The organism is Citrobacter sp. MGH104 (assembly GCF_001034485.1).
Classification (GTDB): domain Bacteria; phylum Pseudomonadota; class Gammaproteobacteria; order Enterobacterales; family Enterobacteriaceae; genus Citrobacter; species Citrobacter freundii.
The window spans coordinates 248,098-263,524 of the sequence record NZ_KQ089818.1 but is presented as its reverse complement, the minus strand read 5'-3'; the positions used below and the strand labels follow the sequence as shown (position 1 = coordinate 263,524).

At 49.0% G+C, this 15,427-nt stretch carries 18 protein-coding genes and 1 pseudogene; 9 read left to right on the top strand and 10 right to left on the bottom strand.

Annotated features, from left to right (window positions below):
- Window positions 1-8 precede the first annotated feature (8 nt).
- Genes oppD through SK34_RS01185 form a run of 3 tightly spaced genes read left to right on the top strand, consistent with a single transcriptional unit; the run spans window position 9 to window position 2,905 of the window.
- A complete protein-coding gene (gene oppD, locus SK34_RS01195) occupies window positions 9-1,022 on the top strand; it encodes a murein tripeptide/oligopeptide ABC transporter ATP-binding protein OppD (RefSeq protein ID WP_003833364.1) in 1,014 nt (337 codons plus the stop codon).
- Window positions 1,019-2,023, top strand: coding sequence for a murein tripeptide/oligopeptide ABC transporter ATP-binding protein OppF (gene oppF / locus SK34_RS01190; RefSeq protein WP_003020696.1), 1,005 nt, complete (start codon window positions 1,019-1,021; stop codon window positions 2,021-2,023). The genes oppD and oppF overlap by 4 nt, the downstream gene beginning before the upstream one ends.
- A gap of 45 nt (window positions 2,024-2,068) precedes the next feature.
- Window positions 2,069-2,905, top strand: a complete 837-nt coding sequence (locus SK34_RS01185; protein ID WP_003020693.1) for an ion transporter — start codon at window positions 2,069-2,071, stop codon at window positions 2,903-2,905.
- Window positions 2,906-2,942: 37 nt separating this feature from the next.
- Here SK34_RS01185 and SK34_RS01180 read toward each other — a convergent pair whose 3' ends face one another.
- Entirely contained in the window at window positions 2,943-3,272 is a 330-nt protein-coding gene (locus tag SK34_RS01180) for an HI1450 family dsDNA-mimic protein (protein ID WP_003020691.1), read from the bottom strand.
- A 34-nt stretch (window positions 3,273-3,306) separates the two neighbouring features.
- Complete coding sequence (cls, locus tag SK34_RS01175) at window positions 3,307-4,767, bottom strand: cardiolipin synthase (protein ID WP_003020687.1); 1,461 nt, start codon at window positions 4,765-4,767, stop codon at window positions 3,307-3,309.
- Between the two features lie 142 nt (window positions 4,768-4,909).
- Here cls and SK34_RS24600 point away from each other — a divergent pair, with 142 nt between their 5' ends.
- The gene (locus SK34_RS24600) at window positions 4,910-5,083 is read left to right on the top strand and encodes a YciY family protein (RefSeq protein WP_003020684.1); all 174 of its coding nucleotides are present in this window, start codon (window positions 4,910-4,912) and stop codon (window positions 5,081-5,083) included.
- Window positions 5,084-5,133: 50 nt separating this feature from the next.
- Here the strand turns inward: SK34_RS24600 and SK34_RS01170 are convergent, their stop codons facing one another.
- On the bottom strand, window positions 5,134-5,430 hold the full coding sequence (locus tag SK34_RS01170) for a YciI family protein (protein WP_003020675.1): 297 nt from the start codon (window positions 5,428-5,430) through the stop codon (window positions 5,134-5,136).
- A 215-nt stretch (window positions 5,431-5,645) separates the two neighbouring features.
- On the opposite strand from SK34_RS01170, the gene tonB reads away from it, so the two are divergent.
- Complete coding sequence (tonB, locus tag SK34_RS01165; protein WP_168150127.1) at window positions 5,646-6,374, top strand: TonB system transport protein TonB; 729 nt, start codon at window positions 5,646-5,648, stop codon at window positions 6,372-6,374.
- Between the two features lie 64 nt (window positions 6,375-6,438).
- Here tonB and yciA read toward each other — a convergent pair whose 3' ends face one another.
- The 4 genes and pseudogenes from yciA to SK34_RS24900 all read right to left on the bottom strand — a co-directional run.
- The gene (yciA, locus tag SK34_RS01160) at window positions 6,439-6,840 is read right to left on the bottom strand and encodes an acyl-CoA thioester hydrolase YciA (RefSeq protein WP_003020670.1); all 402 of its coding nucleotides are present in this window, start codon (window positions 6,838-6,840) and stop codon (window positions 6,439-6,441) included.
- Between the two features lie 165 nt (window positions 6,841-7,005).
- Window positions 7,006-7,545 (bottom strand): septation protein A, encoded by a 540-nt coding sequence (locus SK34_RS01155; protein ID WP_003020667.1) that lies wholly within the window; start codon window positions 7,543-7,545, stop codon window positions 7,006-7,008.
- 54 nt (window positions 7,546-7,599) lie between these two features.
- Window positions 7,600-8,343, bottom strand: coding sequence for a YciC family protein (locus SK34_RS01150; protein ID WP_003020663.1), 744 nt, complete (start codon window positions 8,341-8,343; stop codon window positions 7,600-7,602).
- Between the two features lie 28 nt (window positions 8,344-8,371).
- Window positions 8,372-8,458: pseudogene (locus SK34_RS24900) on the bottom strand (YkgJ family cysteine cluster protein); the annotation flags it as partial.
- 283 nt (window positions 8,459-8,741) lie between these two features.
- Between SK34_RS24900 and ompW the strand changes: the two are divergent.
- Window positions 8,742-9,395 (top strand): outer membrane protein OmpW, encoded by a 654-nt coding sequence (ompW, locus tag SK34_RS01145; protein ID WP_003843996.1) that lies wholly within the window; start codon window positions 8,742-8,744, stop codon window positions 9,393-9,395.
- Between the two features lie 568 nt (window positions 9,396-9,963).
- The gene (locus tag SK34_RS01140; protein WP_003020658.1) at window positions 9,964-10,680 is read left to right on the top strand and encodes a YebC/PmpR family DNA-binding transcriptional regulator; all 717 of its coding nucleotides are present in this window, start codon (window positions 9,964-9,966) and stop codon (window positions 10,678-10,680) included.
- Between the two features lie 72 nt (window positions 10,681-10,752).
- Here SK34_RS01140 and SK34_RS01135 read toward each other — a convergent pair whose 3' ends face one another.
- Window positions 10,753-11,211: a hypothetical protein gene (locus SK34_RS01135; RefSeq protein WP_048232138.1), complete on the bottom strand. Its 459-nt coding sequence runs from the start codon at window positions 11,209-11,211 to the stop codon at window positions 10,753-10,755.
- Between the two features lie 239 nt (window positions 11,212-11,450).
- Between SK34_RS01135 and SK34_RS01130 the strand changes: the two genes are divergently transcribed.
- Complete coding sequence (locus SK34_RS01130; RefSeq protein WP_048232137.1) at window positions 11,451-11,726, top strand: hypothetical protein; 276 nt, start codon at window positions 11,451-11,453, stop codon at window positions 11,724-11,726.
- A 186-nt stretch (window positions 11,727-11,912) separates the two neighbouring features.
- A complete protein-coding gene (locus SK34_RS01125) occupies window positions 11,913-13,385 on the top strand; it encodes a GGDEF domain-containing protein (protein WP_032935568.1) in 1,473 nt (490 codons plus the stop codon).
- A gap of 32 nt (window positions 13,386-13,417) precedes the next feature.
- Here the strand turns inward: SK34_RS01125 and trpA are convergent, their stop codons facing one another.
- Together trpA and trpB are read right to left on the bottom strand one after the other, a co-directional pair.
- Window positions 13,418-14,224 (bottom strand): tryptophan synthase subunit alpha, encoded by an 807-nt coding sequence (gene trpA, locus SK34_RS01120; protein ID WP_003020647.1) that lies wholly within the window; start codon window positions 14,222-14,224, stop codon window positions 13,418-13,420.
- Window positions 14,224-15,417 (bottom strand): tryptophan synthase subunit beta, encoded by a 1,194-nt coding sequence (gene trpB / locus SK34_RS01115; protein ID WP_003020645.1) that lies wholly within the window; start codon window positions 15,415-15,417, stop codon window positions 14,224-14,226. The genes trpA and trpB overlap by 1 nt, the downstream gene beginning before the upstream one ends.
- Between the last annotated feature and the right edge of the window lie 10 nt (window positions 15,418-15,427).

The window sequence follows — 15,427 nt, the reverse complement described above, 5'->3', positions numbered from 1 at the left end:
GTGCAGCCATGAGCGTAATTGAAACCTCAACCGCGCCGCTCGCGCAACAACAGGCTAACGCACTGCTGAACGTAAAAGATTTGCGTGTGACGTTCGCTACCCCCGACGGCGATGTAACTGCGGTCAACGATTTAAACTTTTCTCTGCGAGCTGGAGAAACGCTGGGTATTGTCGGAGAATCCGGCTCAGGTAAATCGCAAACGGCCTTTGCACTGATGGGCCTGCTGGCGGCTAATGGTCGTATCGGGGGCTCCGCAACGTTCAACGGACGTGAAATTCTGAACTTACCGGAACGTGAACTGAACAAACTGCGCGCCGAGCAAATCTCGATGATTTTCCAGGACCCGATGACGTCTCTCAATCCGTACATGCGGGTCGGGGAGCAGTTGATGGAAGTTCTGATGCTGCATAAAGGCATGAGCAAAGCGGAAGCTTTTGAAGAGTCGGTCAGAATGCTGGATGCGGTGAAAATGCCGGAAGCGCGTAAGCGCATGAAAATGTATCCGCATGAATTCTCCGGTGGTATGCGTCAGCGCGTTATGATCGCTATGGCGTTGCTGTGCAGGCCCAAATTACTGATAGCCGATGAACCGACCACTGCGCTCGATGTGACGGTACAGGCGCAAATCATGACGCTGCTGAATGAACTGAAAAGCGAATTCAACACCGCGATTATCATGATCACCCACGATCTGGGGGTTGTTGCCGGTATTTGCGATAAAGTTCTGGTGATGTACGCCGGTCGTACGATGGAATACGGCAGTGCGCGGGATGTCTTTTATAAGCCCGTTCATCCGTATTCGATTGGTTTGCTGAATGCCGTACCTCGTCTGGATGCAGAAGGGGAAGAGATGCTCACGATCCCGGGCAACCCACCGAACCTGCTGCGTCTGCCAAAAGGCTGTCCATTCCAGCCGCGTTGCCCGCATGCGATGGAAATCTGTAGCAGTGCTCCGCCACTGGAGGAATTTAGTCCAGGCCGTTTGCGCGCCTGCTTTAAGCCGGTGGAGGAACTGGTATGAATGCGGTAACCGAACAACGTAAAGTGCTCCTTGAGATTGCTGACCTTAAAGTCCATTTCGATATTAAAGATGGCAAACAGTGGTTCTGGCAACCATCTAAAACCTTGAAGGCAGTTGATGGCGTAACCCTGAGACTGTATGAGGGCGAAACCCTGGGCGTGGTCGGTGAATCAGGCTGCGGGAAATCGACCTTTGCCCGTGCGATTATCGGCCTGGTGAAGGCCACCGATGGAAAGGTTGCCTGGCTGGGTAAAGATTTACTGGGCATGAAACCCGATGAGTGGCGGGAAGTACGCAGCGATATCCAGATGATTTTCCAGGATCCGCTGGCATCGTTAAACCCGCGCATGACCATTGGTGAAATCATTGCCGAACCGCTGCGAACTTATCATCCGAATCTTCCTGGTCAAGAAGTCCGCGATCGTGTGAAAGCGATGATGATGAAGGTAGGATTACTGCCCAACCTGATTAACCGCTACCCACATGAGTTTTCAGGTGGCCAGTGTCAGCGTATTGGTATTGCCCGCGCGCTGATCCTCGAACCGAAGTTGATTATCTGCGATGAACCCGTTTCGGCGCTGGACGTGTCAATCCAGGCCCAGGTGGTTAACCTGCTGCAACAACTTCAGCGAGAAATGGGATTATCGTTAATCTTCATTGCCCACGACCTCGCGGTGGTTAAACATATCTCCGACCGTGTGCTGGTTATGTATCTCGGACATGCGGTGGAATTAGGGACCTATGACGAGGTGTACCATAACCCGCTGCATCCTTATACCAAAGCGCTGATGTCTGCGGTGCCGATCCCCGATCCGGATCAGGAAAGGAACAAGGTTATCCAGTTGCTGGAAGGCGAGTTACCGTCCCCGATTAACCCTCCTTCCGGTTGCGTGTTCCGTACGCGCTGCCCGATTGCAGGGCCGGAATGCGCAAAAACGCGCCCGGTTCTCGAAGGAAGTTTCCGACACGCAGTTTCCTGCCTGAAAGTAGACCCGCTATAATTCCGAGGGCTGACAAAAGTCAGCCCTTTTTTTGGTGAGGTATCTGTGCCAGGTTTAGTCTCTTCTGTCCGCCGCGCGCTCTTTCGCAAATTATTCGATTTAAACACCCGTTCAGGGCGTCGCTTTGAAGGTATGTGCGCGCTATTCGCCTTGCTCAGCGTTATTGTTATCTTCATTGAGTCCGGAGTAGGGACGCAATACCATTTAACATTTGAGGAATGGCGCGTTTTTGTCTGGCTGGAGATCTTTATTACTCTGGTCTTTACTCTCGAATATCTTCTGCGCTTATGCTGTTGGGCCAATCCCGCCAAATATGTGTTTAGTTTCTGGGGGATAGTTGACCTTGCCACCATCCTGCCGCTGTATGTGATGTGGCTATGGCCGGAAATCAGTCTGAGTTATGTTTTCGCCTGGCGGGCGATGCGTGTCCTGCGCGTACTGCGTATTCTCAAGCTGTTGCGCTTTATGCCTTCTCTACGGGTGTTCTGGAATGCGTTAAAAAGTGCCCGACATCAGCTGATGTTGTTCTATTCCTTTATCGCCATTCTGATGGTGGTTTTTGGTGCGATGATGTATCTGATTGAAGGGCCAAAATATGGATTTACTACGCTGAATGCGTCGGTGTATTGGGCGATTGTTACTGTAACCACCGTCGGCTATGGCGATATCACCCCGCACACCCCGTTGGGGCGCATGGTGGCGTCCGTGCTTATCCTGATTGGTTACTCGGTGATTGCGATACCGACGGGATTGATTACCACGCACATGAGCAGTGCGTTCCAGCATCGCGGGCACCAACGAAAATGTCCCCAGTGTCAGCAGGCGCAGCACGAACATAGCGCGCAGTTTTGTAACCGTTGCGGAAGCAAACTACCGGGCTAAAAATGAAAAAAGCTGCGAGAGCAGCTTTTTTGTTTGATTATTCGCGCCAGAGAATATGGCAGAGCTTATGATCTTTTTCGCGACATAATAAAACGCGCGCAAAAATATCGTTAATCTCGCCGTCTTCTGTATCTGCCAGACCAATCACCACTTCGGCAAAGAAATCAGGGTTCAGGTCAAAATCAACATGCTCCTGCCAGTCTTCTGCCGGATCGAATAACTCGGCACCGCCGCGTTCTTCAAACTGCAAATTGAACAGAATGATATCTGCCGGATCGAGGTTATCCGCAGCCAGTTCGAGAAAAATGTCGTAAGCCTGCTCAAGCGTTTCGTCTTCGGTCAGGCGATTGTTCAAATCCATATCCATAATGACTACCTGTTTACTGTCTGATGGGCACGTTTTACAGCAACGGACTAAAGAAGTAAAACAGTCGCTCTGCTATCCGCTGCCAGAGTGGTCGTTTTACCCACAAACGGGCATCAAGCAGGCGGGAACGCGAAATATAATCATCCTGCACGGCGGCGAGATCGCCGCCGAATCCAGCATCGTCAATGACCAGCGTGATTTCAAAATTGAGCCACAGACTGCGCATATCCAGGTTAACGGTACCGACCAGGCTCAGCTCGCCATCGACCAGTACGCTCTTGGTATGCAGCAGGCCGCCTTCGAACTGATAAATTTTAACGCCAGCTGCCAGCAACTCAGTGAAAAAGGCCCGGCTTGCCCAGCCAACCAGCAGGGAATCATTCTTACGCGGAAGAATGATACTGACGTCGACCCCACGCTGTGCTGCCGTACAAATTGCATGCAGCAAATCGTCGCTGGGAACAAAGTAAGGCGTGGTCATAATTAAATATTCGCGCGCTGAATAAGCTGCGGTTAACAGCGCCTGATGAATCAAGTCTTCTGGGAAACCAGGACCCGAGGCAATTGTGTGAATGGTGTGCCCGCTGGCCTGCTCAAACGGCATGATATTGACGTCCGGTGGCGGGGGCAAAATGCGCTTTCCGGTCTCAATTTCCCAGTCGCAAGAATAGACGATGCCCATAGCGGTGGCTACCGGGCCTTCCATTCTTGCCATTAAATCAACCCATTGCCCAACGCCTGCATCTTGTTTGAAGAAGCGCGGATCGACCATGTTCATGCTGCCGGTATACGCAATGTAGTTGTCGATCATGATCATTTTGCGGTGCTGACGCAGGTCCATACGGCGTAAAAATACACGCATCAGGTTCACCTTCAGCGCTTCTACAACCTCGATACCTGCGTTACGCATCATCGCCGCCCAAGGGCTGCGGAAGAACGCCACGCTGCCGGCGGAGTCCAGCATCAGGCGACAGTGAATGCCACGCCTTGCGGCAGCCATTAACGACTCGGCTACCTGATCGGCCATACCACCCGGCTGCCAGATGTAGAACACCATCTCTATGTTGTGGCGCGCCAGTTGAATATCACGGATCAGCGCCTGCATCACGTCATCTGAACTGGTGAGCAGCTGCAGCTGATTTCCCTTAACGCCGGCGATTCCTTGACGACGCTCGCACAGTTTAAATAAGGAGGAGGCGACGCTGCTGTTTTCCTGCGCAAAAATATGCTTACAGGCTTTAAGATCGTTCAGCCACTTGGCCGTTGACGGCCACATTGCCCGGGCGCGTTCGGCGCGGCGTTTACCCAGGTGGAGCTCACCGAAGGACAGATAAGCAATGATCCCTACCAATGGCAGAATATAGATGATCAAAAGCCAGGCCATTGCGGAGGGCACTGCGCGTCGTTTCATTAGAATGCGTAATGTTACGCCAGCAATGAGTACCCAGTAACCCAGAATGACCAGCCAACTCACCACGGTGTAGAAGGTTGTCATAAATTTAAAAATCCTTTTGAAAGCGTATTGTTAAGAGTTTACGCATCAGGATTAATCTGGCAAATAAAAACACGGGAAAACCGCTGGTCTGCATTCGGTGTGGCGTTATAATGGCCACTCAGTGACTGAAAGAGTAGTAAACATGAAGCGTAGTAGAACGGAAGTGGGACGCTGGCGGATGCTGCGTCAGGCTAGCCGCCGTAAAGCACGTTGGCTTGAAGGACAATCGCGTCGTAATATGCGTATCCACACTATCAGAAAGTGCATTCTCAACCATCAACGCAACTCGTTGCTGTTTGCGATCCACAGCATCTGATCCCAAAAGGGCACCGCTGGCGGTGCCCAATGTCTGTTTTTGTTTTGTTTTTAAAATACTTTTTTGTACGGTTTTACTGAAACCTGCGCGTAAACGCCCGCTGCAACATACGGATCGGCTTCCGCCCACGCCTGTGCCGCCTCCAAAGATTCAAATTCGGCAATCACCGTCGAGCCGGTAAAACCCGCCGCACCGGGATCGTTACTATCGACCGCTGGCATGGGGCCCGCCGTGAGCAAACGACCTTCGTCATGAAGGAGTTGCAGGCGAGCCAGATGAGCAGGGCGCACGGAAAGACGTTTTTCGAGAGAGTCTGCGATATCTTGGGCGTAAATAACATACAGCACGGGTAGAACTCCTTGAACGGTAAAAGTCGTTAATAACGTTATTGGAAAGGCCTAACAACTGCAACGGAAAGATAACTGATATGTTAAGGCCATACTCTGAAAGTGGTTTTTTATCATAAAATCGCGTTCTAAATGTCAGTTACCGCCATGGGCTTATTGAATATGATTGCTATTTGCATTTAAAATCAGGGCCTGGTTTTTTTACTGAAACGATTATGACTTCAATGACCCTTGATTTACCTCGTCGCTTTCCCTGGCCAACGTTACTGTCTGTCGGCATTCATGGTGCCGTGGTGGCTGGTTTGCTGTATACCTCGGTACATCAGGTTATTGAACTGCCTGCGCCAGCGCAGCCGATCTCTGTCACGATGGTCGCGCCTGCCGATCTCGAACCACCTCAGGCCGTTCAGCCGCCGCCGGAACCCGTTGTCGAGCCTGAACCGGAACCAGAGCCGATTCCAGAGCCACCAAAAGAGGCGCCGGTGGTGATTGAAAAACCGAAGCCCAAGCCTAAACCGAAGCCAAAACCGGTGAAAAAGGTGGAAGAGCAGCCGAAACGCGATGTTAAACCAGCAGAACCGCGGCCGGCCTCCCCGCTGGAAAATACGGCACCTACGCGCACAATGACCAATACCGCGCCGGCAACTACCAGCAAACCGGTGGTCAGTGCGCCATCGGGCCCACGCGCTTTAAGCCGTAATCAGCCTCAGTATCCGGCGCGAGCTCAGGCGCTACGCATTGAAGGGCGGGTAAAGGTCAAATTTAATGTAACGCCGGATGGTCGGGTTGAAAATGTGGAGATCCTGTCTGCACAGCCTGCCAATATGTTTGAGCGTGAAGTGAAAAACGCGATGCGTAGATGGCGTTATGAAGCAGGTAAACCCGGTTCCGGACTCGTGGTGAATATTGTTTTCAAATTAAACGGCACAACGCAGATCGAGTAAGCATCAGGCCGTCCGGCAATGATCAGGAGTGATGATTGCCGGATAGCATTACTGGCGTGTGCTATCAGGCCAACGTGGGGATTGGACGCGGTTTCCCGTCTTTATCAACGGCAACGTAGATAAACAGAGCTTCGGTGGCCTTATAACGCTGGCCAATAGGTTCAGAAGCGACTTTCTTCACCCAAACTTCAATATTGATGCTGATTGAGGTTGTCCCGCGTTTCACACAGCGAGCATAGCAACACACTACATCACCTACGGCGACCGGGCGCAAAAAGCTCATTCCTTCAACCCGCACCGTTACCACACGACCATGTGCGATCTCTTTGGCCTGAATCGCGCCACCTATATCCATTTGTGACATCAGCCAGCCGCCAAAAATATCACCGTTCGCGTTGGTATCGGCAGGCATGGCCAGAGTGCGTAAAACCAGTTCACCCTGGGGAGTGTTATTCGTTGTTGTCATTGTAGAACCGACTATAGAGAAAGATTACAGGCGCGATGCTACTAGAATTTGTGCGTCGAGAACAGAGGGGATGCGGCATGCAGAGCAGATGTAAGTCAGGTTGTCAGCTCTATGGAACGCGAGGGGATAAAAATTCGCCAGATCCGCAGATCTGGCGAGCATGTATTACGATTTATCTTCTTGCGGCAGATGACGGTAAATATAGACTCCACTCAGCAGCGTAAAGAATAAAGTCAGGGCGGTCAGGCCGAACACTTTGAAGTTGACCCAAATGTTCTGCGGTAGCCAAAATGCAATATAGATATTCGCCAGACCACACAGGATGAAAAAGACTGCCCAGGCTAAATTTAGTTTCGACCACACTGGCTGCGGCAGGGTCAGTTCTTTACCTAACATGCGCTGGATCAGCGGCTTTTTCATCACCCACTGGCTTACCAGCAATGCACCAGCAAACAGCCCGTAAATCACCGTTACTTTCCACTTAATGAATTCATCGTTGTGGAAAAAAATAGTCAGGCCACCAAATACGGCCACCAGGACAAAGGTGATTAACGCCATCTTCTCGACCTTGCGATAGCGAACCCAGCTGTAAATCAACACTACAGCCGTCGCGACAATCAGCGCCGAGGTCGCCGCATAGATGTCGTAAAGCTTATAAAAAGCAAAAAAGACAACCAGCGGTAAAAAATCAAGAAACTGCTTCATTCTTCGATTCCGTCATCAAAAGCACCGGGTACAAGCCCGGAATGCGTTCAGGGTTTATTGGCGAATCAGCATGTACAGGCGGAACAAATAGATCAGCAACACCGCGGAGATCATATTGCTCAGCGTATTCGCCAATACCGCGCCTACATTCGGCGTAAGTACTGCAAAACTTGGCGCAAAAAGCAACAGCAGCGTTTTTGCCAGCAACCAACCGATTACTGCCGGCGCAACCAGTCGCATATTCGACCACGCCAGACGCATACTGTTGCGCATCGCGGCAAAGACACCCATTTTGTCCTGTACCAACATCACAGGTGCGAGTGCCAGCAGGATGGCCAGCAGAATACCGGGAACAACAACCAGCATAATACCGATTTGCACCAGCAGAGTAGTCAAAAAAATCAGAATAAACAGCTTTGGCAACACTGGCGCACTGGCGCCGATGGCACGTAATGCGCTGACCCGATGACCTGCTGAAATCAGCTGAATCATCAGGATGACCCCACCGGCAAGGATGGCATTACCAATCAGACCAGAAAACGTAGACGCCGCGGAAGCGCGTAGCAAAATTTGCTGTTGCTCCGGGGTCATGTTTTGCACCAGATCGAACAACCCCACGCTGCTGGTTAACTGATCGCCTTCACTGAGTTGCGCAATTTGTGCGTCAGTGGGGGAAAAGGCATGCCCTAACACCACTGTGATAAACGCGCACAACAACGATACCAGCAAGATGGTAATGAATTGATTACGGAAAAAGTTTCCCGTGTCACGGTAAACGGATTTCGCCGTGATAGACATGCACTCTCCTTGAGTTTTGCAGGTGTTCATTTGCGGGCAATTGTACCCTGGATAACTCTACAGTGGCAGCATCGCGCGATGTATGGAAAAGCATATCTTTGTAAAGCTGCGGTAATTTTTGGCTATGACTTCAGCGTCGTGCATGAACGCTGTTTGTTATCTGCGCATCGCGTGCAGATAACCATCACCCATCAGCAATGAGCTGGAGGTACTTGCACATTGAAAATATATCAAAATTGATCTGAATTAATTTAACCAGGATTTTGAATGCAAGTTCTAACTTAATCTGGATCAATAAATGTTAAATTATCAAAGTCAATGTGATCCATGTTAGATCATTTATTACTCCAAAGTAGGTATATTCATTCCGCTTTTATAACCATAACGATGGAGCGGACATGAAAAAATTAACAGTTGCAGCATTGGCTTTAACAACTCTTCTCTCTGGTAACGCATTTGCGCATGAAGCTGGAGAGTTCTTTATTCGTGCAGGTTCTGCCACCGTCAGACCGACGGAAGGTGCAGGTGGTACGCTGGGCAGCTTAGGTGGCTTTGATGTCAGCAATAACACGCAGTTGGGTCTGACATTTACCTACATGGCAACCGACAATATCGGTGTTGAATTACTGGCGGCTACACCGTTCCGCCATAAAATTGGTACTGCAGCAACGGGTGATATTGCCACCGTACATCATTTGCCGCCGACGTTAATGGCACAGTGGTACTTCGGTGACTCCAGCAGTAAACTGCGTCCGTATGTAGGTGTTGGTGTGAACTACACGACCTTCTTCGATGAAGGCTTTAACGATAACGGTAAAGAAACAGGATTATCGGACCTGAGTCTGAAAGATTCCTGGGGTGCAGCAGGGCAAGTCGGTATGGACTATCTGATTAACCGCGACTGGCTGATTAACATGTCGGTCTGGTACATGGATATCGATACTACTGCGAAGTACAAATCTAATGGTGCTGTTCTGCCGCAAGCCCGTTATAGCGACAGTGTACGCCTCGATCCGTGGGTGTTTATGTTCTCTGCGGGTTATCGTTTTTAAGTTCTTCTGCAAAACTCCTCTGCAAAACTGGTCATCAAATGACCAGTTTTTTCCATTCTTTTCCACGCGTATTGTTGTTTTGACCAGCCGTAGTCAACTGAGTCACGTGTGCTTCTAAACGCATCAGTCAGAGATGCTGGTTGTACCGTCCCACCCATTTAGCATTTCCCTTTGTTGTAGTGGTGGAGTAAATATAGGCTAAGTATCTTGTCCCGGTACTAAACGAACACACTATCAAATAAGGCGCTGTGCAAGATGACTTGTAGCGCTCTCTTTAAGCAGTACCGCGGTAACTATAATAGCCTGTGTGTTTATCTGGAATATCGCTTTTGTTTCTATTCTCTTATGCATTATTGCTGCGGCTCATTTATTATGTACAAAAAAGAACCTGCAGATAATCAGGGGATAACTTATCCAAAATGTTAACTATTGATAAAATTAAAGTAACATATCGTAAAATTTGGATATTTTATTTTTCATGGACTAAGGTTTATACATCATGATATAATGTAATGGCAGATTATTTACCATTCAATAATGTAAATGAATTTTCGAGGAGATCATTCCAGTGGGACGTAAGTGGGCAAATATTGTTGCTAAAAAAACAGCTAAAGACGGTGCAACGTCTAATGTATATGCAAAATTCGGTGTAGAAATTTATGCTGCTGCTAAACAAGGCGAACCAGACCCAGAATTAAATACATCTTTAAAATTCGTTATTGAACGTGCGAAACAAGCGCAGGTTCCAAAACACGTTATTGATAAAGCCATTGATAAAGCCAAAGGCGGCAGCGATGAAACGTTCGTGCAAGGGCGTTATGAAGGCTTTGGTCCCAGTGGCTCACTGATTATCGCTGAAACATTGACTTCAAACGTTAACCGTACGATTGCTAATGTCCGATCAATTTTTAATAAAAAAGGCGGGAATATCGGAGCGGCGGGTTCTGTCAGCTATATGTTTGACAATACCGGAGTAATTGTATTTGAAGGGACAGACCCTGACCATATTTTTGAAATTCTGCTTAATGCTGAAGTAGATGTTCGTGATGTAACCGAGGAAGAAGGAAACATCGTTATTTATACTGAATCTACAGATCTTCATAAAGGCATTGCAGCTCTAAAAGCAGCAGGAATTACTGAGTTCTCAACCACAGAATTAGAAATGATTGCTCAATCAGAAATTGAACTTTCACCAGAAGATTTAGAAGTCTTTGCAGGGCTTGTTGATGCTCTTGAAGATGACGATGATGTTCAAAAAGTATATCATAACGTTGCAAATCTCTAATGATAGATTAAAGAAATCTGTCATTATGGCAGATTTTTTTAACTCATAAAGTTGTTATGAGTGCACTATTTATTACAGACTCGGATATTTTCCATCATCATCAACTAAAAATATCTGAGATAGGTACCAGGTATCATTCTCTTTGGACAATTGATATTCATAAACAGGTGAATAATACTGTCTCGATAATCTGGTCGTCACGGTCGCTACTTTTTCAGAAATCTGAACCGATATGATGTTCTCTTGCTCAGGATCATGACTAGACTCAGAACCAAAAGCTATAGGCTCGCCCTGAAAACCAGGTTTTGTATATTTATTCAAAAGCTCATTCCAATCCTTCTGGGCCAGGAGCATAACTTCTTGCTTTCCGTAGTTCTGATTTCTCTGAAATGACTGGTCATTCCAATATTTATAATCCCTCTGGAAAGCGGTGATTACCTGTTCCGGAGTATTTGCCAGTATGTCCCCAGCGCTTAAAAATCCAACGCTTAACATAACTAATTTAATCAACAGATGTTTCAACAAGTTCACCCATATTTGGCATGCTTTACTTCAGTGTCTCGCAAGGGACTTTTTGAAGTCAACTTCATTAATGGTTGCACAACCAAGACGACTGAACTGTATAGATTCCGGGCATACCTGCCCGTGGTTAGCAACCAGGAAAAATTCCCCTCGTTCTTCATTTAAAAAATTCTGGGGAAAACATCCTGCCTTTCTCCCCTTTGATGTAGTGCTACTCTTTAAGCAAACCAACTTTGAGGGTATTGCTGATGATGTTGACCCGCCATCTGCTACAGCAAAAAATCACACTTCTGGAACCGTTCTACGAGGATCAAACGGCAGCGTTTGCCGTGAGTGTTGCACGTGAATTATTGCTTTACATGGATAAAATTGAGGCGCTGGAGAAACTTATTGCGACTCCGGTTACACTACCTTATTGCAGCGCAAGTCCGGTTTGTGAGATTGAGGCGGGCTATGCCGCAGGCGTAAACGACTGCCGCGAGGCCATCCGGCGGGCAGGGTATCCTATCGAAGGTGATGATTAGTTTGCGCTTATGTTAACAACTATGTGCTTTTATTGTATAAATCTGTAACCTAAGCGCGCGATTGCGGGCTACATCAACGTACCTGCTTCGGAGTGGCAAACATTCTCTATCAACGTACAACGCTGTTATGCAACAACATAAACGGGTAACCGATTTGGCAATACTGTTAACTATCAGGGTGGACTCGTGAAGATTGTGCAGGATAAGCTCAGAAACAGGCAGGCTCTGCTGGTATCCGGGCTCATTACGTTGATTTTTACCTCGTTGTTTCTGTTTATCATTTATGAACAGCGTATGGCGGCCGCCAGTGAAGGCGTTAGCCGCCTGCAAGCTCACATGTTGGACATTTTTAACGATAATGAACTGATTGCCGATGCGATTGGCGAGCGTTATTACCACATCAAAACCGGCGAACAGTGTGGTGTTATGGCGCAGTTTGTTCCGCGAAACAAAGATGAATGGGGAATTAACGCCGACCCAAAGCGGGTTCATTCTGCAACGGGGACAATTATTGCTCAGCAACCCAGCCATAATGCGCTGTGTATGTATACTGCGGCGGAGTTCATTCGCGGAATGGTTAATGAGCTAAATCCAGGCAGCTTCGATGCGCACCGTTACATTATCGCCAGCAATTCAGATTATTTTTATTGGTTTATGGCTTCTGACTCGCGCAATTTCAGTTTTTCTGACTCCGAAATGGCGATGGATATAACGCATTTTTTCTATCCGCCCACCGATTTCTATACCCGGTTGTTGCAAAAAAACGTCAAAAATAAAGCTCTCAGTTCAACAAACTTCTATACCGATAAAATTACCGGTGAAAAAGCCTACAGCGTAGTGAGCTATATCTACGATCTGTCGGGTAAGGAGATATCAGACCAAATCGTTGCCTATCTGGTCTATGATCATTCGAAGCCTGAGCTGCAGGAAGCGTTAGCCGAGGCGTTTGATAATCAAATCCTTCCCGGATTGAACGTGGAGTTGGTGAATCTGACCAACAAAGAAAGCCTCTGCTTATCCGGCAAATGTGCGGGGCAATCCAGCTATTTGGTGCGCAATTTTTCGGAGAAATATGCGCTGCACTATTCGCTTTCATTAGGCCGTTTTATGGCGCGCGATACACATGCCGGGATTGTTATCCTGCTGGCGCCGTTCTTTTTCATCATCATTAGCTTCTCGTTAAAGTCATGGCTAAACGAAAGCGACCTCAAGGTTTATATCGATACTCTGACCGGCTGTTTTAACCGCCGAATACTCGACATTATCAAGCGTCGGGATTTATCACACTGTTCGGTGGTGCTACTGGACTGCAATAAATTTAAGGCCGTCAATGATACCTGGGGCCACGCGGCAGGCGATCGCGCGTTGCAAATTATTGCCAACAGGATGCTGTCAAACACCCGCACCAGCCACGATATTGTAATTCGTACCGGCGGGGATGAATTTATGATCCTGCTGTTTCGATCGCAGGCAACTGACGCCATAGCAATCGCGCAACGTATTAGCGGGCAGGTGACCAGTCATGTGTTTGTGGTGGATGGGCATACCGTGCCATTGTCAGTATCGTGGGGAATTGCAGAAGTGAACGGTGAACTGGATGTGGCCATTCAGAATGCGGATAGCGCTATGTATAGAATGAAGCACACGGAAGAAGGGTGAAACCGCCAGACGTCTCTGGCGGTTGATTTAACTTACTGGTGGGTGGCGGCTTTCATCGTGCTGACAAACGCTTTCAGCTCAGCCAGCATCTGTTCCGGTGCCGCAACATTTTTCTCAATGATTTTCACAATTGCCGAGCCGGAAATTGCACCGGCAGCACCGGCTTCAATAGCTCCGGCTACCTGTTCAGGCGCAGAGATACCGAAGCCCTGTAAAGAAGGCGGTGCATCATATTGTTTCAGCTTTTCAACCAAATGATGCAGCGGTAATGCCGCACGATTTTCGGCACCGGTCACACCTGCACGTGAAAGCAGATAAGTGTAGCCGCGACCGTAAGAGGCAATCTGGCGTAGCAGTTCTTCATCAGCGTTCGGCGGGCAGATGAAAATCGGTGCGATGTTGTGACGCAGTGCAGCAGTTCTGAATGGCGCAGACTCCTCAACAGGGACATCGGCTACCAACACAGAATCCACACCCACTTTTTCGCACTGGGCGTAAAACTCGTCAATGCCCTTGCTGAAGACCAGGTTGGCATACATCAGCAACCCAATGGGAATCGTCGGATGTTTCTGGCGAATCAGCGCCAGCATCTCAAAGCATTGCGATGGTGTGACGCCGGCGGCAAACGCACGCAGGGTGGCTTCCTGAATGGTTGGGCCATCGGCCAGCGGATCGGAGAACGGAATGCCGAGTTCAAGCGCGTCGGCACCAGCTTCAATCAGCGTATCAATGATTTTCAGTGACTGCTCAACAGACGGATCGCCCAGGGTTACGAAGGGGACAAAAGCACCTTCTTTGCGGTCCTTCAGCTGTGCAAACAGGTTTTCGTAACGTTCCATCAGATTTCCCCTCGCGCTTTCAGAATATCGTGTACGGTGAAAATGTCTTTGTCGCCGCGACCGGAGAGATTAACCACCAGTAGCTGCTCTTTTTCCGGATTTTCACGCATCATTTTCAACGCGTGTGCCAGGGCATGGGAGGACTCCAGTGCCGGAATAATCCCCTCGTGCAGACACAGCGTTTTGAAGGCTTCCAGTGCTTCATCATCGGTTATTGAAACATAATCGGCGCGACCAATGCTGTTCAGGTACGCATGCTGTGGCCCGACCGATGGGAAGTCGAGCCCGGCGGAAATAGAGTAAGACTCTTCAATCTGTCCTTCTTCGGTCTGCATCATTGGGGACTTCATGCCGAAGTAAATCCCGACACGACCATGTTTCAACGGCGCGCCGTGTTCTCCAGACTCAATCCCGTGACCGCCTGGCTCTACGCCAATCAAACCGACGCTGGTTTCATTAATAAAATCGGCGAACATACCGATGGCGTTAGAACCGCCACCCACGCAGGCGATAACGGCGTCCGGCAGACGACCTTCTTTTTCCAGAATCTGCGCCTTGGTTTCTTCACCGATCATCCGCTGGAACTCACGCACAATAGTCGGGAAGGGGTGCGGACCTGCCGCTGTACCGAGCATATAGTGCGCGGTATCGTAGCTGCCAGACCAGTCGCGCAGCGCTTCGTTACAGGCATCTTTCAGCGTTGCGGAACCGCTGTGAACGGGGATAACTTCTGCACCCATCAAACGCATACGGAAAACGTTCGGCGACTGACGTTCAACATCTTTCGCGCCCATGTAAATACGGCATTTCAACCCCAGCAGTGCGCTGGCGAGAGCAGATGCAACACCGTGCTGCCCCGCGCCTGTTTCGGCGATAATTTCCGTTTTACCCATGCGCTTCGCCAGCAACGCCTGGCCCAGCACCTGGTTGGTTTTGTGCGCGCCGCCGTGCAGTAAATCTTCACGCTTGAGATACAGCGTCGTGTTGGTGCCTTGAGTAATGTTCTGGCACTTGGTCAGTGCGGTTGGGCGACCCGCATAGTTTTTCAGCAGGTCTGTAAACTGCGCCTGAAATTCAGGATCTTTTTGCGCGCTGACAAAAGCTTCTTCCAGCTGGCGCAGGGCAGGCATCAGAATCTGTGGCACATACATACCGCCAAATTCACCAAAATACGGATTGAGTAATGTTGTCATGTCCTTTTCC

Bases quoted from the DNA above. Each gene is read 5' to 3' on its own strand.
- oppD (WP_003833364.1), top strand. From the start codon at position 9: ATGAGCGTAATTGAAACCTCAACCGCGCCGCTCGCGCAACAACAGGCT.
- oppF (WP_003020696.1), top strand. From the start codon at position 1,019: ATGAATGCGGTAACCGAACAACGTAAAGTGCTCCTTGAGATTGCTGAC.
- SK34_RS01180 (WP_003020691.1), bottom strand. From the start codon at position 3,272: ATGGATATGGATTTGAACAATCGCCTGACCGAAGACGAAACGCTTGAG.
- cls (WP_003020687.1), bottom strand. From the start codon at position 4,767: ATGACAACCTTCTACACCGTGGTGAGTTGGCTGGTCATTCTGGGTTAC.
- SK34_RS24600 (WP_003020684.1), top strand. From the start codon at position 4,910: ATGAAGCGTAGTAGAACGGAAGTGGGACGCTGGCGGATGCTGCGTCAG.
- tonB (WP_168150127.1), top strand. From the start codon at position 5,646: ATGACTTCAATGACCCTTGATTTACCTCGTCGCTTTCCCTGGCCAACG.
- yciA (WP_003020670.1), bottom strand. From the start codon at position 6,840: ATGACAACAACGAATAACACTCCCCAGGGTGAACTGGTTTTACGCACT.
- SK34_RS01155 (WP_003020667.1), bottom strand. From the start codon at position 7,545: ATGAAGCAGTTTCTTGATTTTTTACCGCTGGTTGTCTTTTTTGCTTTT.
- SK34_RS01150 (WP_003020663.1), bottom strand. From the start codon at position 8,343: ATGTCTATCACGGCGAAATCCGTTTACCGTGACACGGGAAACTTTTTC.
- ompW (WP_003843996.1), top strand. From the start codon at position 8,742: ATGAAAAAATTAACAGTTGCAGCATTGGCTTTAACAACTCTTCTCTCT.
- SK34_RS01130 (WP_048232137.1), top strand. From the start codon at position 11,451: ATGATGTTGACCCGCCATCTGCTACAGCAAAAAATCACACTTCTGGAA.
- trpA (WP_003020647.1), bottom strand. From the start codon at position 14,224: ATGGAACGTTACGAAAACCTGTTTGCACAGCTGAAGGACCGCAAAGAA.
- trpB (WP_003020645.1), bottom strand. From the start codon at position 15,417: ATGACAACATTACTCAATCCGTATTTTGGTGAATTTGGCGGTATGTAT.